The organism is Streptomyces sp. iso_384, from assembly GCF_056172905.1.
In genome coordinates, this window is sequence record NZ_JBWBTT010000001.1 from 3,760,536 (window position 1) to 3,779,675 (window position 19,140).

The window sequence follows — 19,140 nt, forward strand, 5'->3', positions numbered from 1 at the left end:
CCCCGAGGACCCATCGCCATGACCACCCGAGCCCCGCAGTTCCCCGGTGCGCCCGTCGTCCGCAGAGAGGCCCGGGACAAGGTCACCGGCAGCGCCCGCTACGCGGCCGACCGCACACCCTCCGGGTGTCTGTACGCCTGGACCGTCCCGGCCACCGTCGCGGCCGGTCGCGTCACCGCCGTACGGGCCGTCGACGCCCTCGCCGTACCCGGCGTCCACGCCGTCCTCACCCACGACAACGCGCCCCGGCTCCGGGAGCCCGACGACCCGATCCTCGCCGTGCTCCAGGACGACCGGGTCCCGCACCACGGCTGGCCGATCGCCCTCGTGATCGCCGACAGCCTCGAAGCGGCCCGGACCGGTGCCGGGGAACTCCACGTCGACTACGAGCGCGACCCGTTCGACGTCACCCTCACCGAGGACCACCCCGGCCTCTACACGCCCGAGGAGGCCAACGGCGGCTTCCCCGCCGTCCGGGTCCGCGGCGACGTGGAACGGGCCCTGGCCGGGGCGCGCGTCCAGGTCGACGCCACGTACCGGATGGGCGCACTCCACAACCACCCCATGGAGCCGCACGCCGCCACCGCCGTCTGGGAGGACGGACACCTCACCGTCCACGACTCCAGCCAGGGCTCCGACAAGGTGCGCGGCAGCCTCGCCCGGGCGTTCGGCCTGGAGCCGGATCGCATCACCGTGGTCTCCGAGCACGTCGGCGGCGGCTTCGGCTCGAAGGGCACCACCCGTCCCCAGGCGGTCCTGGCCGCGATGGCCGCCCGGCACACCGGGCGGCCGGTGAAGCTGGTGTTCCCCCGCGCCCAGCTGGCGGAGGTCATCGGCCACCGGGCCCCCACGATCCAGCGGGTCCGGCTCGGCGCGGGCCTGGACGGGGTGCTCACCGCGGTCAGCCACGAGGTCGTCACCCAGACCTCCACCGTGAAGGAGTTCGTCGAGCAGGCCGCCGTGCCCGCCCGCACCATGTACGCCTCGCCGTACAGCCGGACCGCGCACCGGGTGACCGCCCTCGACGTCCCCAGTCCCTCCTGGATGCGCGCCCCGGGGGAGGCCTCGGGGATGTACGCCCTGGAGACCGCCATGGACGAACTCGCCTCGGCGCTCGGCCTGGACCCCGTGGAGCTGCGGCTGCGCAACGAACCGGAGACCGAACCGGACAGCGACCGCCCCTTCAGCAGCCGCGGCCTCGCCGCCTGCCTGCGCGACGGCGCCGCGCGGTTCGGCTGGCACGACCGCGACGCCCGGCCCGCCGCCCGCCAGGAGGGCCGCTGGCTCATCGGTACGGGCGTGGCCTCGGCGACGTACCCCGTGCTCGTCTCCCGCTCCACCGCGAGCGCCCACGCCGCACCGGACGGCGCGCTGAGCATCGCGGTCAACGCCACCGACATCGGCACCGGGGCCCGCACCGTGCTGGCCCAGATCGCCGCCGACGCGCTCGGAGTCGACCCCGGGGCCGTGCACATCGACATCGGCTCCACCGATCTGCCCACCGCCCCGCTGGCCGGCGGCTCCTCCGGCACCGCCTCCTGGGGCTGGGCCGTGCACAAGGCTGCCGCCGACCTGGCCGCCCGTCTCGCGGAACACACCGGACCACTGCCGCCCGACGGGATCACCACCACCGCCGACACCGAGCAGGAGACCGGCGAGGAGTCCCCGTACGCCCGGCACGCCTTCGGCGCCCACTTCGCCGAGACCGCCGTGGACTCCGTCACCGGCGAGGTGCGCGTACGCCGGCTGCTCGGCGTGTACGCCGCCGGGCGGATCCTCAACGCCCGCACCGCGCGCTCCCAGTTCACCGGAGGCATGGTGATGGGCATCGGCATGGCACTCACCGAGGGCTGCGGCCTCGACCCCGACTTCGGCGACTTCACCGCCAAGGACCTCGCCGCCTACCACGTGCCCGTCTGCGCCGACACGGCCGACATCCAGGCCCACTGGATCGAGGAGGACGACCGTCACCTCAACCCGATGGGCAGCAAGGGCATCGGTGAGATCGGGATCGTCGGCACCGCGGCCGCCGTCGGGAACGCCGTCCGCCACGCCACCGGCGCCCGGCTGCGCGAACTGCCCCTCACCCCGGACACCCTGCTGCCCTACCTGCTGTGATCGTCCTGAGCCCGGACATCGGCTCCGACCAGCACGGACGGCCCAGCTGTTGCGCGTCCGGCGTACCGGCCTCACCCTGAGGAGTGACCCAGAAGTGATCAGTGCTCACGCTTCGTGTTCGGGGGTCGTTCGTACGACGGGGTGAAAGTACGACGGGGTGAAGCGCGTGGGCCTCGTGGTGAGGAGCCTCGACGATGACCGTTCCACTCGACCGGCACTACTCGGTCGAACTGCAGGTGTCGGCAGAGCGCGTTTCCCAGCTGCGGCGGATCGTCGCCGCACACCTTCGTCACTGGAGTCTCGATCTGCACGTCCGGCCGGTGGGCCGGGCCCTGGACGAACTCCTGACCAACGTCCACCGGCATGTCGGCGACGGCAACACCTGCGTCCTCGAACTCCGCTGGACCGGACGGCACGTGACCGTGTCCGTCGCGGACAACAGTGCCCGGATGCCCCGGCTGCTGCCGGCCGGCGGCGGGCTGAGCCGGGTGATGGCCCTGAGCGACAGCTGGGGCACCTGCCGGACCACGGACGGCAAGGTGGTCTGGTTCACCCGCTACGCCGAGGCGCCGAAGGCCGCGGGCCTGCTCCCGTACGCCCCGCTGCCCGGCGTCCGTACCGCCCGCGACCTGCCCCTTGCAGCGCTCGTATAACCGCCCCGGCAGGGCGGACCGCACACCGGCCGACGCGGAACGTGCCCCCTGGGCACGCATGATCCGCGTCGGCCGGGTACGTGCGGGGGAGGGGAGGGCCGCGTTGCGCGGACCGGTGCGGCGCGGCACGGTCGAAGTACCGATGCTAGGAGGCCACTGCCATGCCCATCGCGACGGTCAACCCCGCGAACGGCGAACTGATCAGGTCCTTCGACGCCCTGGGCGACGAGGAGACGCACCGCAGGATCACCGCCGCCGCGGAGACCTTCCACCAGTACCGCACCACCCCCTTCGAACAGCGCGCCACCTGGCTGAACCGTGCCGCCGACCTCCTCGACGAGGACCGCGACACCATCGCCCGCACGATGACCGTCGAGATGGGCAAGCCCATCACGGCAGCCCGAGCCGAGGCCGCCAAGTGCGCGAAGGCCATGCGCTGGTACGCCGCCCACGCCGAGGGGCTGCTCGCCGACGAACACCCGGACCCCGCCGATGTGAAGGACTCCGGAGCCTCCCGCGCGCTGGTCCGCTACCGTCCGCTCGGCGTGGTCCTCGCCGTGATGCCGTGGAACTTCCCGCTCTGGCAGGTGGTGCGCTTCGCCGCCCCCGCGCTGATGGCGGGCAACGTCGGACTCCTCAAGCACGCGTCGAACGTCCCGCAGACCGCCCTCTACCTGGAGGACCTCTTCCACCGGGCCGGATTCCCGGCGGGCTGCTTCCGTACGCTGCTGATCGGCTCCGGCGCGGTCGAGGCGGTCCTGCGCGACCCGCGCGTCGTCGCGGCCACCCTCACCGGCAGCGAACCGGCCGGGCGCGCCGTCGCCGCCACCGCCGGTGACGAGGTCAAGAAGACCGTGCTGGAACTCGGCGGCAGCGACCCCTTTCTCGTGCTGCCCTCGGCGGACGTGGAGAAGGCCGCCGCCACCGCCGTCACCGCCCGGGTCCAGAACAACGGCCAGTCCTGCATCGCCGCCAAGCGCTTCATCGTGCACGCCGACGTCTACGACACGTTCGCCGAGCACTTCACCGCGGGCATGCGCGCCCTGACCGTCGGCGACCCGCTGGAGGACGCCACCGACATCGGCCCGCTCTCCACCGAACAGGGCCGCGCCGACCTGGAGGAACTCGTCGACGACGCCGTCGAACGCGGGGCCCGGGCACTGTGCGGCGGACGCCGGCCCGACAAGCTCGGCGGCGGCCTGGAGAACGGCTGGTTCTACGAGCCCACCGTGCTCGCCGGCATCACCACCGCCATGCGCATCCACCGCGAGGAGACCTTCGGACCGGTCGCCACCCTCTACCGGGTCACCGACCTCGACGAGGCGGTCCAGCTGGCCAACGACACGCCCTTCGGCCTCAGCTCCAACGTCTGGACCCGCGACCCCGGCGAGCGGGAACGCTGCGCCCGTGATCTGGAGGCGGGCGGGGTCTTCTTCAACGGGATGACCGCTTCGCACCCCGCCCTGCCCTTCGGCGGGATCAAGCGCTCCGGTTACGGACGTGAGCTCGCCGGACACGGCATCCGGGAGTTCTGCAACGCCACCACGCTCTGGTACGGCCCCGAGACGTCCTGACGACACCCCCGCCCGTGCGCCGTCACCCGACGAGGAGACCTGCCCCGTGAGCGACCCCCGTACCGCATCCGCGCCCTCCGGAACCACCGCGCTCTGCGACGACGAACTCGCAGCGCTCGACGCGCACTGGCGCGCGGCCAACTACCTTGCCGTCGGCCAGATCTACCTGATGGCCAACCCTCTGCTGACCCGGCCGCTCGCCCCCGAGGACGTCAAACCCCGGCTGCTCGGCCACTGGGGCACCTCGCCGGGGCTCAACCTCGTCCACACCCACCTCAACCGCGTGATCAAGTCCCGTGATCTGAGCGCCCTGTGCGTCTGGGGCCCCGGCCACGGCGGACCCGCCGTCCTCGCCAACTCCTGGCTGGAGGGCAGCTACTCCGACACCTATCCGGACGTCGGGCGGGACGCCGAGGGCATGGGCGCGCTGTTCAAGCAGTTCTCGTTCCCCGGCGGTGTGCCCAGCCATGTCGCCCCCGAGACCCCCGGCTCCATCCACGAGGGCGGCGAACTCGGCTACGCCCTCGCCCACGCCTACGGAGCCGCCTTCGACCACCCGGACCTGCTCGTGGCCTGCGTGATCGGCGACGGCGAGGCCGAGACGGGACCGCTCGCCGCGTCCTGGCACGCCAACAAATTCCTCGACCCGGTCCACGACGGAGCCGTCCTGCCGGTCCTTCACCTCAACGGGTACAAGATCGCCAACCCGACGGTCCTCGCCCGGATCCCCGAGGAGGAGCTCGACCACCTGCTGCGCGGCTACGGGCACGACCCCCTGTACGTCACCGGCGACGACCCGGCCGCTGTCCACCGGGCGCTGGCCACCGCCATGGACTCCGCCCTGGACCGCATCGGCGCTTACCAGCGGGCGGCCCGCGAGGACGGCGCGACCGAACGCCCCCGCTGGCCCATGATCGTGCTGCGCACCCCCAAGGGCTGGACCGGCCCCGAAGAGGTCGACGGACAGCCGGTGGAGAACACCTGGCGCTCCCACCAGGTCCCGCTCTCCGGCGTCCGCGACCACCCCGATCACCTGCGGCAGCTGGAGACCTGGCTGCGCTCCTACCGCCCCGGCGAACTCTTCGACGCCGATGGCCGGCCCACCGAACAGGTCCTCGCCTGTGTGCCCGAGGGCGACGCCCGGCTCGGCTCCACCCCGTACGCCAACGGCGGGCTGCTCCTGCGAGACCTCCCGCTGCCCGACCCGGCGGACCACGCCGTAAGGGTCGACAGGCCCGGCACCACGCTCCACGAGCCCACCAAGGCGCTCGGCGGCCTCCTGGAGAGCGTCATGGCCGCCACCGCCGACCGCAGGGACTTCCGGGTGGTCGGCCCCGACGAGACCGCCTCCAACCGGCTGGACGCCCTCTACCGGGCCACCGGCAAGGCCTGGCAGGCCGAGACCCTGCCCACCGACGAACACCTCGCCCACGACGGCCGGGTGATGGAGGTGCTCTCCGAACACCTCTGCCAGGGCTGGCTGGAGGGCTATCTGCTCACCGGACGGCACGGGCTCTTCTCCAGTTACGAGGCGTTCGCCCACATCGTCGACTCCATGGTCAACCAGCACATCAAGTGGCTGCGCACCTCGCGCCGGCTGCCCTGGCGGCGGCCCATCGCCTCGCTCAACTACCTGCTCACCTCGCACGTCTGGCGCCAGGACCACAACGGCTTCTCGCACCAGGACCCGGGCTTCGTCGACCACATCCTCAACAAGAGCCCCGAGGTCGTCCGCGTCTACCTCCCGCCGGACACCAACACCCTGCTCTCGGTGGCCGACCACGCACTGCGCAGCAGGGATTACGTCAACGTCATCGTCGCCGGGAAGCAGCCGACCTTCGACTGGCTCACCCCCGAGGAGGCCCGCGCCCACTGCGCGCGCGGGGCCGGAGCCTGGACCTGGGCCGGGTCCGAGGACGGCGGGCGCGAACCGGACGTGGTCCTCGCCTGCGCCGGGGACGTACCCACCCAGGAGACGCTGGCCGCCGCCGATCTGATCCGCCGCCATCTGCCGGAGCTGGCCGTCCGGGTCGTCAACGTCGTCGACATCGCCCGCATGATGCCCGGCACGGAACACCCGCACGGTATGCCGGACTCCGAGTACGACGCCCTGTTCACCCGCGACAAGCCGGTGATCTTCGCCTACCACGGCTACCCGTGGCTGATCCACCGGCTCGCCTACCGCCGGACCGGCCACGCCCACCTCCATGTCCGCGGCTACAAGGAGGAGGGCACCACGACCACGCCGTTCGACATGGTCGTCCGCAACGACCTCGACCGCTACCGGCTGGTCATGGACGTCATCGACCGGGTGCCGGGGCTCGGCGTCCGCGCCGTCGCCGTACGCCAGGAGATGGCGGACACCCGTACCCGCCACCACGCCTGGATCCGCGAGCACGGCACGGACCTGCCGGAGGTCGTGGACTGGAAGTGGGGCGGCTGACCGCGGCTTCCACCGGCCGCCGTTCTTCCGTACCGGCCGATGAGCGATCATGGACGGCGACCCGACACCCACCGGAGAGGCCGCCATGAAGCTGCGCTGCGCCGTGATCGAGGACTTCCAGTCCGTGGCCACCACCGTCGTCGACTGGTCGGCCGTCACCGCCGATGTCGAGGTGGTGTCGTTCACCGAGCACCTCGCCACCGAGGACGAAGCGGCCGCCGCCCTGGCCGGCTTCGACATCGTGGTCACCCTGCGCGAGCGGGTGCCGTTCCCGGCGGAGCTGTTCGCCCGGCTGCCCCGGCTGCGGCTGCTGATCGCCTCCGGCATGCGCAACTCCGTCATCGACTTCGACGCCGCCGAGCGGCACGGCGTCGTCGTCTGCGGCACCGCCAGCTCCTCCACCCCGCCCGTCGAGCACACCTGGGCGCTGCTCCTGGGCCTGGCACGCGGCATCGTCCCCGAGGCGGAGGCCCTGCGCACGGGCGGGCCCTGGCAGTCCACCCTCGGGGCCGATCTGCACGGCCGGCGGCTCGGTCTGCTGGGGCTCGGGAAGATCGGCGCCCGGGTGGCGCAGGTGGGCCTGGCCTTCGGCATGGACGTGGTGGCCTGGAGCCAGAACCTCACGAAGGAACGTGCCGACGAGGCCGGCGTGGTCCTGGCCGCCTCCAAGGAAGAACTGCTGGCCGACAGCGACTTCGTCTCCGTCCACCTGGCGCTCGGCGACCGGACCCGCGGCCTGATCGGCGCGGCCGAACTCGCCCGGATGCGCCCGACCGCGTATCTGATCAACACCTCCAGGGCGGCCATCGTCGACACGGACGCCCTGCTCGCCGCGCTGCACGCGGGCTCCATCGCCGGGGCCGCGACCGATGTCTTCGACATCGAGCCGCTCCCGGCCGGCCATCCGGCGCGCACGGCCCCGCGCCTGCTGGCCACCCCGCACCTGGGCTACGTGTCGCGCGCCAACTACGAGACCTACTACGGCCAGGCCGTGGAGAACATCAGGGCGTTCCTCGACGGGCAGCCCGTGCGCCGCCTGGGCTGACGGCCAAGGCCCCCGTGGGCGGTCCCGGTCAGTAGCGCAGCGCCGCCGCGATCCGGCCGTACTCCGCCAGCGAACCGTCCTCGACGAACACCACGTCGGCGCCGCTGTCCAGCGCCGCTTCGACCAGCTCGTCGACGATGTCCTCACGGATCGTGCCGTCAGCGGTCTGTGTGCTCCCCTCGGGCACCGGCTCCAGATGCTCGTCGGTCACCTGCACGGCCGCCTGGAAATGCTCCTCCACCGCGACCAGACCCGCCCGGCCCTCCTGGACGGCGGCCCACACCTCGTCGAGACCCCCGGCGAAGGAGTGCGCGCCCCGGGCGTGGTCGAGCCGGGTCTCCACCTCCGCGGCCGCCAGGCGTACGCCCTCGTCGAGGGCGGGCCGCAGCTCCCGGAGAACCTCGGCGGGCGTCAGATCGGCCGGCGCGCCCTTGGCGACCCGGCCGAGGGCGGACCCGGAGCCCGCGCCGACCTCGTCCAGCAGGGCGAGAGCGGGGGCCAGGCCCATCAGATACAGCGGACGCGGATCGTCGGCGAGCACCGCGCGCAGCTTCTCGTTGACGTCACGGAAGAAGTTCCGGGTCTCCTCGTCGGTGAAGGTGCTCGGGGTGTCGCCGATCCGTTCCTCGCGCTGCGGGTTCGGCGGCTCCTTCGGCGCGGTCAGCGGGAAGCCGCCCGTCTTCTCGGGCCGGATGCCGTCGCCCGTGCCGATCCACAGCGTGGCGTGGTCGGCGGCGACGGTCAGCGCCCGGAACGGCCGGGTCTGGGCCTTGGCCGCGACGAGGTTGCGGGTGAGATAGGTGTCGCTGAGCACCACCCGTTCGGGTGCGGTGCGCGGAAGCTGCCAGATCCAGTACTCGTCGGTGGTGGCCAGGAGCACCAGGGAATCCAGTGCCCCGCGCGCGTCCACCTCGGCCGCCGCCCGCTCCAGCTGAGCCCGGAGAGCCGCCGCGACCTCGCGGCTGACCTGCGGGTCGGCGTCGAGGCGGTGTCCGGCCTCGGCGACCAGGTTCCGCAGGCGGACCGGGTCCTGGGCGTTGTCCGGGGCCTTGCGATGGGTCGGCATGGTCAGGGACAGGGCCGGATAGGGCCGGGTCGCCCGCAGCTCCCGCAACAGGTCGGCGGTCAGGGCGTCCGTATCCATCGTTCCCTCCCGGGGCTCGAACCCGCTCCGTCTGAGCGGATGCTTCGACGAGTCAATTCATACCTTTTGATCCTAGTATGAGCGAGTTGTTGCTCCTGGAGTGCGGGAGGTTGCGCGATGTCCACCCTCACGGTGTGGAAGTTCCGGACGGCCGAAGGCGCCGAGAGCGTCGAGGAGGCGCTGAAAGCCCTTCAGAAGGAAGGGCTGATCAAGATCCTCGACGCCGCGGTGGTCAGCTGGCCCGCCGACCGGGCCAAACCGCGCACGAGACAGCTGCTCAACCTCGTCGGCGCCGGGGCTCTCAGTGGGACCTTCTGGGGCATGCTCTTCGGGCTGATCTTCCTCATGCCGCTGCTGGGCGCCGCGATCGGGGCAGCCGCCGGAGCGCTCGGCGGGAAGCTCGCGGACGTCGGCATCGACGACGACTTCATCGCCGAGGTGAAGGAGAAGGTGACGCCCGGAACCTCGGCGCTGTTCCTGCTGACCATGAACGAGGTGCCCGAGCGGATCGGCGCGCAGCTGCCCGGCGACGGCGCCGAACTCCTCCACAGCAACCTCGACACCGAGCGCGAGGCGAAGCTCCGCGACATCTTCGGCGACGAGACGGCGTGACCCGCGCGCACCCCCTCTCCTCACCCGGATCCCCTCTCTTGGATTGGACGGACCGTCCGTGAAAGCGAACCTCCCTGTGCGCCGGGCGCGCGGCCGCCGCGCCGCCCGCACCCTGGCCCCCCTCGCGGCGGCAGCCCTGCTGTTCGCCGGTGCGACGGCCTGCGACTCCGACACCAGCAGCGAAGGCACCGACCGGGGCGTCCACACCCTCACACCCGAGCCGGAGGAGTCGCCCGCCGATTCACCGAGCCCACGCACCCAGCAGAGCTTCGCGGCCTCGGTGTCCGCCGAGTCCGAACGCGTACGTCAGGAGGCGGCCGAGCGGCTGGACGAGGTCGAGGGCCGGGGCAACGCGGTCGGCGACGTCTCCGTCAACGGACTGCCGGTCACCGCGTCCGAGGAGGTCCGCGGCGCGCTCGTCCGGATCACCAACCCCACCGACGAGGCCGCGTTCTACGCCGTGAAGGTCGAGTTCGTCGACGCCGAGGACAAGGTCCTGGACACCGTGGTCGTCGGCGTCGAGGACGCGCCGCCGGACCGCACGGTCAGTGTCCAGGCCAACAGCCGCAAGGCCGCCGGGGTGAAGACCTTCCCCCGGGTCGCCCAGGCCGAGCGCGGCTGAGGGGCGGCGCCCATGAGTGCCGCCGACGCGGTGACCGACTCGCTCCAGAACCTGCGCGCCCAGTTCGTGGACGTACGGGACGGGAAGCCGGCCGACTACATCCCCCAGCTGGCCCTCGCCGACCCGAACGCCTTCGGGCTCGCACTGGTCAGCATGGACGGACACCGCTACAGCGCGGGCGAGGCCGAGATCCCCTTCACCCTCCAGTCCGTCTCCAAACCGTTCGTCTACGCCCTCGCGCTCTCCCTCCTCGGCCTCGACGAGGTGAGCCGGTGGGTGGGCGCCGAGCCGAGCGGCGAGGCGTTCAACGCCATCAGCCTCGAACCCGATACGGGCCGGCCCGCCAACGCCATGGTCAACGCCGGCGCGATCGTCACCACCGCGCTGATCCCCGACACCCCCGACGAGCCCGCCTTCGACCGGATCCTGCGCTGCCTCGGCCGGTTCGCCGGGCGTGAACTCGACGTCGACGAAGAGGTGTTCAGCTCCGAGTCGGTGACCGGGGACCGCAACCGCGCGCTGGCCTACCTGATCCGCTCCACCGGCACCATGCCCGTCGACCCGGTCCTCGCCGTCGACCGCTACTTCCGCCAGTGCGCGATCCGCGTCACCGCGATCGACCTCGCCACGATGGCCGCGACCCTGGCCTACGGCGGCGTGAACCCGGTCACCGGCGAGGAGGTCGTCTCCGCCGAGGTCGCCGCCCGGGTCCTCGCCGTCATGGCGACCTGCGGCATGTACGACGGCTCCGGCGAATGGCTGCTGCGCGTCGGGCTGCCCGCCAAGAGCGGGGTGTCCGGCGGCCTCATCGCGGTGGGCCCCGCACGTTTCGGGGTCGCCACGTACAGCCCGCCGCTGGACGCCACCGGCGGTTCGGTACGCGGCCACGCCGCGCTGGAGACGCTGTCGCAACGGTACGGACTGCACCTCATGCTCAATCCGGCGCTGCCCGGCTCCACCGTCACCCTCGTCACGACCGCCGACGATCTGCCCTCCGCGCCGTCGGCCGAGCGCGAACGGGGCCTGCACGAACAGGTCGGTGTCGTCGTCGCCCAGGGCGCCATCGACTTCACGGCCGCCGAACGCGTGCTGTACGCCCTGGACGAGTCCGGTCCGGACGGCGGCTCCGTGGTGCTCGACCTGCACGACGTCACGGCCATCGATTCGGTGGCCCTGGCCATGCTGCACACCGGCCTCGCGCGGCTCGCCTCCGACGGGCGGCGCGCGGCGGTCGTCGATCCACGCGATCTGCTGGGTCCGCCCGATGTCGTCCGGCGGGGGACCGGCCAGGACCTGCCGCGCTTCGCCACCCGTGAGGCTGCCGTCGAAGGCTGCGCGCAGGCCCTGGCCGGGGAGGGCTGAGCCGGCCCTACCAGATGGAGCCGACCCACTCGGGGTGGTCGATGAACGGGTTCCGGTTGTGCTGGAACTGCTCGAATATGACGTCGTTGCGGCGCTTCTCGAAGGCGTCCGGCGGGTCCTCCTGGCTCCACTGCTTCAGGACGGACAGCTTGCCCATCTTCGGGGCGGAGCCGTTGTTCACCTGGTCGTTCGGTTCGAGGTCGGCGAAGGAGTCGTCGCCCTCGTAGCGCACGGCCATGTAGAGGATCATGCGGGCGACGTCGCCCTTGACCTCGTCGCGCGGTTCGAAGGAGTCGCCGTCGGTGAAGTTGCCGGGCGCGTTGCCCAGTTCACCGCCGCCGTTGTCGAAGTCCTTGTTGCCGCGGGTGGAGTTGACCTGGACGTCCTCGGGCCGCAGATGGTGGATGTCGGTGCCGGGGCCCGTCGCCGTACCGAAGTCGCCGTGCGACTTGGCCCAGACGTGTTCCCGGTTCCACTGGCCCGAGTTGCCGCCGTTGTCGTTCTTGGACCGGGAGCGCCCGGTGTACAGCAGGACGACGTTGGAGGAGTTGGCGGGATCCTCGTCGGTGGCCTTGAGGGCGTCCCACACCTGGCTGTAGGAGAGTTTGGTCTGGTCGCTGATGATCGTGTGCAGGGCGGATTTCAGCTCGGCTCCGGTCTTGCCGAGCGCGTCCTGGTAGTACGTGTCGTCGAGGGCGGCGCAGGTGGCGGTGCAACGGTCGGGCGCGTCGCCCCCGGGTGCCGCGGCGGCGGTGCCGGTGAGTACGGTGACGGACGCTACGGCCGCCAGCAGTGGACGCGCGTAGAACGAATGACGACGGGACATGTGGGGTGTCCTCTCCGGAACGCGGGCGTCGCGACGGGGCCCTGGGTGGGGGCCTGCGCGGCGGCCGTGCGGTAGGTGGTCAGCCGGGAGCCTTCCACACGTACCGTGCTCCAGGAGTGAACACTCTGTATCTATCATGTGCAGGTCAAGAATGGGTTGGCCGGAACCGGTCGCGGACGGCACTCCGCCCCCGGCGCACGGGCCTCCGGGGGCGGACGGGACAGCTGTGCCTGATGTGGTCCGGCGCTGGCGGGCGCTATCCGGCGGCCCAGTCGCGCAGCGCCCGGACCGACGCGAAGTCGGCCACGTTCCGGTCGAGCGGATCGTCGGTGTACTGGTGGATGCGCCAGTCCGCCTCGATGCGGGGTTTGCCCGCGGCGACGTAGTCGGCGATCCACAGCCCGTCGCCCGCGTAGCCGGTGGTGTCGTGGTTGAGCCAGAAGGTGCGGTTGCAGTACAGCAGGACCCGGTGACCGGGCCGCTGCCGCTTCACCTCGCGGATGAACCGGTCCTTCTCGGCGTTGCTCGCCCGCGTCCCGCCGCCGGTCTGTTCCCAGTCGACCGCGAGCAGATCGGCCGCCTTCTCCGGGGTCTTGGCCAGGAAGTACGCCACCTGGTCCGCCACGTCCCCCGGCCAGAGGAAGTGGTAGAAGCCGACGACGCACTCGGCGTCCCGGGCCCGCTTCACCTGCGCGTCCATACGCGGATTGACATAGGTGCGGCCTTCGGTGGACTTGACGAGGACGAAGTCGAGACCGTCCGTGTCGTAGGAGGGCTGATAAGCGCTGACATCGACGCCGTGGAGCATGGGCACCGCCTCGGGAGATGGAGCAGGAGCGTCCCTCTCCTGCCCACTCCCCGGGCGTGCCAAGGGCTGATTCACCCTTCCGGGCAAGAGTCCGCGGGCCCCTCGGATGCGATCGGGTCCGTGCGGCGCGAGAATTGCCGCAAGGACGAGGAGGCGGCATGAGCGAAGAGCCCGAATCCGTATCCGCGCCGGTGTCCGGGCCGGGGGGCGTCACCCCCGACCGGTTCCTGCACACCGGCGCGAGCGACCGACCGAGCGCGGAGGACCTGGTGCTCGCCTCCGGGCGGGACCTGACGCCCGAGACCCTGGAATGGGCGAGGCGCAAGCTGGCCGCCGAGGGGCGGTCGGCCATCGACAAACAACTGCCCTGACGGCTCCCGAGGGCCCGTGGGAGCGTCCGGCGGGCGGTGCGCGGAGCAGTAGCGCCGATGTGAAGGCGGCCGAGGAGCCGGGGAGTGTGTGGGGCGCCCCCGGTTCCCTCGGCTAGCCTGAGTGACATATGAACCGTTTGACGACCTCACAGGGCGCTTTCGAGCTCGCCCGCTTCCCCGAGCACCCGCGCGATCCCTTCCGGGCGTGGGACGCCGCCGACGAATATCTGCTCCGGCAGCTGACGGACCCCGAGACGGGCCCGGTCGACCTCTCGGGGACGGTCGCCGTCGTGGGGGACCGGTGGGGGGCGCTCGCCACCGCGCTGGCCGCCCACCGGCCGGTCCAGATCAGCGACTCCTACCTGGCCCGGCGCGCCACCCTCGCCAACCTCGCGCGCAACGGCCTGGACGCCGATGCCGTACGTCTGCTGTCCTCCCGCGACACCCCGCCGGACCGGATCGACGTCCTGATCGTCCGGGTGCCCAAGTCCCTGGCGTTCCTGGAGGACCAGCTCCACCGGCTCGCCCCGGCCGTCCACTCCGGCACCGTGGTCATCGGCACCGGCATGGTCAAGGAGATCCACACCTCCACGCTCAAGCTCTTCGAGCGGATCATCGGCCCGACCCGCACCTCCCTCGCGGTGCGCAAGGCGCGGCTCATCTTCAGTACCCCGGACACCGGACTGCCGCGTACGCCGAGCCCCTGGCCGTACCGCTACGAGCTGCCCGCCGACGTGGGCCCCGTCGCGGGCCTGACCACCGTCAACCACGCGGGAATCTTCTGCGCCGAGCGCCTCGACATCGGCACCCGCTTCTTCCTGAAGCACCTGCCCACCCGCGGCGGGGCCGTCCGGGTCGTCGACCTGGGCTGCGGCAACGGCGTCCTCGGGCTCTCCGCCGCCCGCGCCAACCCCGACGCGCACCTCACCTTCGTCGACGAGTCCTACGGCGCGGTCGCTTCCGCGGAGGAGACCTTCCGGGCCGGCGCGCCGGACGGCGCGAAGGCCGACTTCCTGGTCGGCGACGGCCTCGGCGACCTCGACCCGGGCAGCGTCGACCTGGTGCTGAACAACCCGCCCTTCCACTCGCACCTGGCGACCACCGACGCCACCGCCCGCACGATGTTCGCCGGTGCGCGGACCGCGCTGCGCCAGGGCGGCGAACTGTGGGTCGTCGGCAACCGGCACCTCTCGTACCACACCCATCTGCGCCGGATCTTCGGCAACTGCACCACGGTCGCGGGCGACCCGAAGTTCGTGGTGCTGCGCGCCGTCAAGCGCTGACGCCGATCCCCGCGTCCCGGCCCTTCCGGATTCTTGCAACAGGTTCTACTGTGTGCGCCGCCGCACACGGGGACGCCGACGCGAGACTCTGGAGGGGCCGTGCACCTCGAATACACGCCTGAGCAGCAGCGGCTGCGTACCGAACTGCGCACCTACTTCGCGACCCTGGTGCCCGACAACGCCTACGCCCGCTACGCGGAACCCGCCGCCCAGAAACGTTTCTACCGCGAGACGGTCCGCAGGCTCGGCGCCGACGGCTGGCTGGGGGTCGGCTGGCCGAAGGAGTACGGCGGCCGGGGGCTGACCCCGATGGAACAGTTCATCTTCTTCGACGAGGCCGCCCAGGCCGGCGTACCGCTGCCGCTGATGGCCCTCAACACCGTCGGCCCCACGATCATGCAGTTCGGCACCGACGAGCAGAAGGCCCACTTCCTGCCCGGCATCCTGGCCGGCGAGATCGACTTCGCGATCGGCTACAGCGAACCCGACGCGGGTACCGACCTCGCCGCCCTCAAGACCCGCGCGGTCCGCGAGGGGGACACCTACGTCGTCAACGGCCAGAAGATCTGGACCACCAACGGCGACACCGCGGACTGGGTCTGGCTCGCCGTCCGCACCGACCCCGACGCCCCGCCGCACAAGGGCATCACCATGCTCCTGGTCCCCACGAGTGACCCGGGCTACTCCTGCACCCTGATCAACACCCTCGCCTCGCACGACACGACCGCCAGCTACTACGAGAACATCCGCGTGCCGGTCTCCCGCCGCGTCGGCGAGGAGAACAAGGGCTGGCGGCTCATCACCAACCAGCTCAACCACGAACGCGTCACCCTCGCGGCCCACGGCACGATGGCGGTCCGCGCCCTGCACAACGTCCAGCGCTGGGCCGCCGGCACCAAGCTCGCCGACGGCCGCCGGGTCATCGACCTCGGCTGGGTCCGCGCCCTGCTCGCCCGCACCCACACCCGCCTCGACGCGATGAAACTCCTCAACTGGCAGATGGTCGCCGCCCTCCAGGACAACACCCTCACCCCCCAGGACGCCTCGGCCGTCAAGGTCTACGGCTCCGAGGCCCGCCGGGACGCCTACGCCTGGCTGATGGAGATCGTCGGCTCCGCGGGCGCGCTGAAGGAGGGCTCGGCCGGCGCGGTGCTCCACGGCGAACTGGAACGCGGCTACCGCTCGGCCGTGATCTTCACCTTCGGCGGCGGCAACAACGAGATCCAGCGGGAGATCATCTCGTGGATCGGGCTGGGGATGCCGCGTGTGCGGCGGTGAACACGTGTGACGAGGCCGTTCAGCGCCGCCCGCGTCACCCGGGGTGGCTTGGCTCCTACCTCTGCCACGACAGCTACTGCAACCGCTACCGCCTTGCGGCCCGCTCCGCCAACACTCCCGAGTCCTCCGCCGGCATTACTGAGGATCCAGGCAGGCCGGACCGATCCCGTTGGACGGGTGGATCACGTCCCGGACGGTGCCTTCGTCCCTGGACGAGCCGGGCGATCACCGGGACACGGCTCCCGCAGGCCGAGGCCGGCAGCATCGTGCCACGCCGGTAGCGCACCGAACTCGTGCTGCCCCGGCGCACGCTCCTTTGCGGCCGCTGTCCCTCCTGATCGGTCAGTCTGCGCACAAGCACAGACTCGGCCACTGCACCTCCACCCGTCGATCGGACGTCACCGGACATCCAACCGTCACGACCGCCGGCCGGCGAACGTTTCCCGCCAGGGGGCTACTTGTCGCGTGCGGCTTCGGTTTCGGCAGCCAGCACGGCCACGTCGCGTGCATGCGTGTAGTACTTGCTCGCGTACTCGTCGCTGATTGCCGGAAGAACCCTCTCGAACACCCCCACCAACCTGATCAAGCCTTCTCGGGCCGGTTCGGGGAGGGGGCCTTTGAGAACGCGGGAGGCGTAGCCGGCGGTGTCCGCGTCGAGCATGACCATGTCCTGGTCCTCAACGTCCAAGCCGCGGAACCCCTTGGGAAACGGCATGGCCCCGCACTCGGCCACCATCTGCGAGAGCGCGTCGAGCTTCTTCTGAATCACGCGGAGATTCTGCCAGGTGTGCTGCGGTGAGGGGCCGTTCCTGCGCCGCACCAGACCTCACGGCATGTCCAGGAGCACCGACCGCAACCCGGTGAACCTCTGCGGACACAGAACTAGGTGCGGTGGATGCCCGGCTACGGCGACACGCCTGGCGACCTGTGCTGTACCGAAGTGCCAACTGTCCTTTCGGTCCGGTGCCTCCAGCCGTTTCAGCTACTTGGCATCAGTCCAGGTCGCCGATGTTGTCTGTTGCCAACTAGGAATCCTGGTCACAACGGTGCCGGAGCACCGGGCGGCGCCCGGCCCAGCCGGCCCCGTCGCCGTCAGTTGATCGCCGGGCCGGAGCCGTTGAGCCACACCCACGGTGCCCAGTCGGAGAAGCCGGTCTGCCAGGTGTGGTAGACGCCCGCATGGCTGGTCCCGAAGACCTCTAGGCGGCCGTCGGCGTTGGTGGCGGCGGTGATGTCCGTGCCGCCGGTGCCGATGGTGGCCCAGTCGCTGAAGGGCGCGTTGATCCCGGTCTGCCAGGCGTGGACGGCGGTCTCCCCGCTGATCGCGAAGACCTCCACCCGGCCGTCGGCGGTCCGCTCGCTGGTGAGCTTCGCGTCGGCCGGGCCGCCGGTGCCCACCCACCCCGACCAGGAGGTCGGGTTCTCCTGGTACCGGTGGAAGATGCCCTCAGGTCCGGAGGCGAACACCTCCAGGCGACCGTCGGCATTGTGGTCCACCGTCAGATCGTGGCCGCCCTCGCCGAAGCGTTCCCAGGCGGACCAGCCGCCACTGGGGGCCAGCTGGTACTGGTGCTCGAAGATCGTGCCGTTGAGCGCGAACACCTCCAGGCGACCGTCGGGGGACTTCTCCATCTCCAGCCGGGCGTCGACAGGACCGCCACCGGTGAACTCCCAGCCCGACCAGCCGGCGTTCGGCCCGGTCTGGTACCGGTGGTACACGCCCTTCGGGCCGGAAGCGAAGACCTCGATACGGCCGTCGGCGTTCGTTCCGGCGGCGATGTACCGGCCGGCGGTGCCGAACTCCTCCCAGCCGGACCACTCCTTGGACGGGCCGGTCTGATAGATGTGCTGGGCCGTCTCGCCGTTGATCGCCAGCAGCTCCAGCCGGCCGTCCGCGTTGGGCGCGATCGCCATCTGCGCGTTGCGCGGTCCGCCGAGCGGCCGCCAGGCCGACCAGCCGCCGTTCACCTCGGTCTGCCAGGCGTGATGGACCCCGTCGGCGCCGGCCGCGAAGGTCTCCAGCCGGCCGTCGGCCGACCGTGCCGACACCACCCGGCCCGTCTCGGACGGGCTGACGACGCGGTGGGCGGGAGCCTCGACGACCTTCTTGTAGCGGAACGGCTTGGCGACGAACCGGCCACCGCTCGTGGTGTAGTTTATCGGCCGCTCATAGCGGACGGACCCGTTCCCGCCCATCTCCTCCATGGTGAAGAAGCGCGTGTGCTGCTGGTTGGCCCAGCCGGCGAACAGCACGACATGCCCCGCGTCGCCACCGGTTCCCGGCCCCAGCGTGCCGACGGCGTCCCCGGGCTTCAGATCCTCCCAGCCGATCGGGTCCATGAACTCGGGCAGGGTGACCGTGCTGGGGGACGAGGCGAGGTGCAGTGCCATGGAGACGAAGCCCGAGCAGTCGGTGCGGTAGTGCTTGCCCTGCAGGTCCGGGTGGGAGTCGTTCTGGTTGTAGTAGACGTTCAGATCCACCCAGTGCTGGGCCCGGAGGAGGATCTCGTCGCGGCTGATCGGGCCGCCCACGTCCGACCGGACGCGCTGGGCGGAGCGGAGGCCGTTGCCGTGTCCGGTGGCACCGGCCGCGGATCCGGTCGCGAGGACGGTCGCGCCGGCGAGGGACAGTGCGGCCGAGAATCCACCGGCGGCTCTGAGCAGCGCTCTGCGGGAGGGATGGGGTGCGCTCACAACGGGCTCCTGGTCGGTAGCGGTACGAGGCACGTACGAGAGGGGGACCGCCGTGATCGCGCCCGGTCGCCCAGTGGTCGCGCCGGGTGACGGTGTGGTCGCGCCGAAGGTAGCCGAGAGGGGGACGGCCCGGGGATCCGGAGAATTGCGGATGGACGGTCGCGGCCGGTCCGGCTAGGACCGGCGAGGCGAAGCCTTTCGGTCCGTCAGGAACCTTGTCCCCTTGTCCCCTTGTCCCCTTGTCCCCTTGTCCCCTTGTCCCTTTGTCCCCTCGGCCCCTTGTCCCTTTGGCTCGCCGACCCTCGGC

16 protein-coding genes and 1 pseudogene are annotated in these 19,140 nt (G+C 71.5%); 11 read left to right on the plus strand and 6 right to left on the minus strand.

Annotated features, from left to right (window positions below; all coding sequences use genetic code 11):
• The first annotated feature begins 18 nt into the window (after positions 1–18).
• The 5 genes from AC0VY3_RS16720 to AC0VY3_RS16740 all read left to right on the plus strand — a co-directional run bounded on the left by AC0VY3_RS16720 (position 19) and on the right by AC0VY3_RS16740 (position 7,833).
• Positions 19–2,118: a xanthine dehydrogenase family protein molybdopterin-binding subunit gene (locus AC0VY3_RS16720; RefSeq protein ID WP_475549908.1), complete on the plus strand. Its 2,100-nt coding sequence runs from the start codon at positions 19–21 to the stop codon at positions 2,116–2,118.
• Between the two features lie 194 nt (positions 2,119–2,312).
• Positions 2,313–2,771: an ATP-binding protein gene (locus AC0VY3_RS16725; protein ID WP_242740838.1), complete on the plus strand. Its 459-nt coding sequence runs from the start codon at positions 2,313–2,315 to the stop codon at positions 2,769–2,771.
• A gap of 161 nt (positions 2,772–2,932) precedes the next feature.
• On the plus strand, positions 2,933–4,345 hold the full coding sequence (locus AC0VY3_RS16730; protein ID WP_475549909.1) for an NADP-dependent succinic semialdehyde dehydrogenase: 1,413 nt from the start codon (positions 2,933–2,935) through the stop codon (positions 4,343–4,345).
• Positions 4,346–4,391: 46 nt separating this feature from the next.
• On the plus strand, positions 4,392–6,788 hold the full coding sequence (locus AC0VY3_RS16735) for a phosphoketolase family protein (protein WP_475549910.1): 2,397 nt from the start codon (positions 4,392–4,394) through the stop codon (positions 6,786–6,788).
• An 85-nt stretch (positions 6,789–6,873) separates the two neighbouring features.
• Positions 6,874–7,833: a D-2-hydroxyacid dehydrogenase family protein gene (locus AC0VY3_RS16740; RefSeq protein WP_475551688.1), complete on the plus strand. Its 960-nt coding sequence runs from the start codon at positions 6,874–6,876 to the stop codon at positions 7,831–7,833.
• A gap of 28 nt (positions 7,834–7,861) precedes the next feature.
• Here AC0VY3_RS16740 and AC0VY3_RS16745 read toward each other — a convergent pair whose 3' ends face one another.
• Positions 7,862–8,977 carry a baeRF3 domain-containing protein gene (locus tag AC0VY3_RS16745; protein ID WP_475549911.1) on the minus strand — a complete coding sequence of 372 codons (1,116 nt, stop codon included), beginning with the start codon at positions 8,975–8,977 and terminating at the stop codon, positions 7,862–7,864.
• Between the two features lie 117 nt (positions 8,978–9,094).
• On the opposite strand from AC0VY3_RS16745, the gene AC0VY3_RS16750 reads away from it, so the two are divergent.
• Genes AC0VY3_RS16750 through glsA form a run of 3 tightly spaced genes read left to right on the plus strand, consistent with a single transcriptional unit; the run spans position 9,095 to position 11,573 of the window.
• Positions 9,095–9,589, plus strand: a complete 495-nt coding sequence (locus AC0VY3_RS16750; RefSeq protein WP_242740842.1) for a DUF1269 domain-containing protein — start codon at positions 9,095–9,097, stop codon at positions 9,587–9,589.
• A gap of 58 nt (positions 9,590–9,647) precedes the next feature.
• Positions 9,648–10,211: a hypothetical protein gene (locus AC0VY3_RS16755; protein ID WP_103512338.1), complete on the plus strand. Its 564-nt coding sequence runs from the start codon at positions 9,648–9,650 to the stop codon at positions 10,209–10,211.
• Between the two features lie 12 nt (positions 10,212–10,223).
• Positions 10,224–11,573 (plus strand): glutaminase A, encoded by a 1,350-nt coding sequence (gene glsA / locus AC0VY3_RS16760; RefSeq protein WP_103512337.1) that lies wholly within the window; start codon positions 10,224–10,226, stop codon positions 11,571–11,573.
• 7 nt (positions 11,574–11,580) lie between these two features.
• On the opposite strand, the gene AC0VY3_RS16765 is transcribed toward glsA, so the two are convergent.
• Positions 11,581–12,399, minus strand: coding sequence for an endonuclease I family protein (locus tag AC0VY3_RS16765; protein ID WP_103512336.1), 819 nt, complete (start codon positions 12,397–12,399; stop codon positions 11,581–11,583).
• A 256-nt stretch (positions 12,400–12,655) separates the two neighbouring features.
• Complete coding sequence (locus tag AC0VY3_RS16770; RefSeq protein WP_103512411.1) at positions 12,656–13,207, minus strand: GH25 family lysozyme; 552 nt, start codon at positions 13,205–13,207, stop codon at positions 12,656–12,658.
• Between the two features lie 158 nt (positions 13,208–13,365).
• On the opposite strand from AC0VY3_RS16770, the gene AC0VY3_RS16775 reads away from it, so the two are divergent.
• The 3 genes from AC0VY3_RS16775 to AC0VY3_RS16785 all read left to right on the plus strand — a co-directional run bounded on the left by AC0VY3_RS16775 (position 13,366) and on the right by AC0VY3_RS16785 (position 16,139).
• Positions 13,366–13,578 carry a hypothetical protein gene (locus AC0VY3_RS16775; RefSeq protein WP_030086423.1) on the plus strand — a complete coding sequence of 71 codons (213 nt, stop codon included), beginning with the start codon at positions 13,366–13,368 and terminating at the stop codon, positions 13,576–13,578.
• 128 nt (positions 13,579–13,706) lie between these two features.
• A complete protein-coding gene (locus AC0VY3_RS16780; RefSeq protein ID WP_103512334.1) occupies positions 13,707–14,861 on the plus strand; it encodes a methyltransferase in 1,155 nt (384 codons plus the stop codon).
• A gap of 99 nt (positions 14,862–14,960) precedes the next feature.
• Positions 14,961–16,139: an acyl-CoA dehydrogenase family protein gene (locus AC0VY3_RS16785; RefSeq protein WP_103512333.1), complete on the plus strand. Its 1,179-nt coding sequence runs from the start codon at positions 14,961–14,963 to the stop codon at positions 16,137–16,139.
• Between the two features lie 138 nt (positions 16,140–16,277).
• Here the strand turns inward: AC0VY3_RS16785 and AC0VY3_RS16790 are convergent.
• From AC0VY3_RS16790 to AC0VY3_RS16800, 3 genes and pseudogenes are all read right to left on the minus strand, one after another.
• Positions 16,278–16,512, minus strand: a pseudogene (locus AC0VY3_RS16790) (IS630 family transposase); the annotation flags it as partial.
• Positions 16,513–16,593: 81 nt separating this feature from the next.
• On the minus strand, positions 16,594–16,908 hold the full coding sequence (locus AC0VY3_RS16795; protein ID WP_103512410.1) for a hypothetical protein: 315 nt from the start codon (positions 16,906–16,908) through the stop codon (positions 16,594–16,596).
• 323 nt (positions 16,909–17,231) lie between these two features.
• The gene (locus AC0VY3_RS16800) at positions 17,232–18,833 is read right to left on the minus strand and encodes a PLL family lectin (RefSeq protein WP_475549912.1); all 1,602 of its coding nucleotides are present in this window, start codon (positions 18,831–18,833) and stop codon (positions 17,232–17,234) included.
• Positions 18,834–19,140: the final 307 nt, after the last annotated feature.

Coding starts and splice junctions, on each gene's coding strand:
- AC0VY3_RS16740 (WP_475551688.1), top strand. CDS start 6,874: ATGAAGCTGCGCTGCGCCGTGATCGAGGACTTCCAGTCCGTGGCCACC.
- AC0VY3_RS16720 (WP_475549908.1), top strand. CDS start 19: ATGACCACCCGAGCCCCGCAGTTCCCCGGTGCGCCCGTCGTCCGCAGA.
- AC0VY3_RS16780 (WP_103512334.1), top strand. CDS start 13,707: ATGAACCGTTTGACGACCTCACAGGGCGCTTTCGAGCTCGCCCGCTTC.
- AC0VY3_RS16775 (WP_030086423.1), top strand. CDS start 13,366: ATGAGCGAAGAGCCCGAATCCGTATCCGCGCCGGTGTCCGGGCCGGGG.
- AC0VY3_RS16725 (WP_242740838.1), top strand. CDS start 2,313: ATGACCGTTCCACTCGACCGGCACTACTCGGTCGAACTGCAGGTGTCG.
- AC0VY3_RS16770 (WP_103512411.1), bottom strand. CDS start 13,207: ATGCTCCACGGCGTCGATGTCAGCGCTTATCAGCCCTCCTACGACACG.
- AC0VY3_RS16730 (WP_475549909.1), top strand. CDS start 2,933: ATGCCCATCGCGACGGTCAACCCCGCGAACGGCGAACTGATCAGGTCC.
- AC0VY3_RS16765 (WP_103512336.1), bottom strand. CDS start 12,399: ATGTCCCGTCGTCATTCGTTCTACGCGCGTCCACTGCTGGCGGCCGTA.
- AC0VY3_RS16745 (WP_475549911.1), bottom strand. CDS start 8,977: ATGGATACGGACGCCCTGACCGCCGACCTGTTGCGGGAGCTGCGGGCG.
- glsA (WP_103512337.1), top strand. CDS start 10,224: ATGAGTGCCGCCGACGCGGTGACCGACTCGCTCCAGAACCTGCGCGCC.
- AC0VY3_RS16750 (WP_242740842.1), top strand. CDS start 9,095: ATGTCCACCCTCACGGTGTGGAAGTTCCGGACGGCCGAAGGCGCCGAG.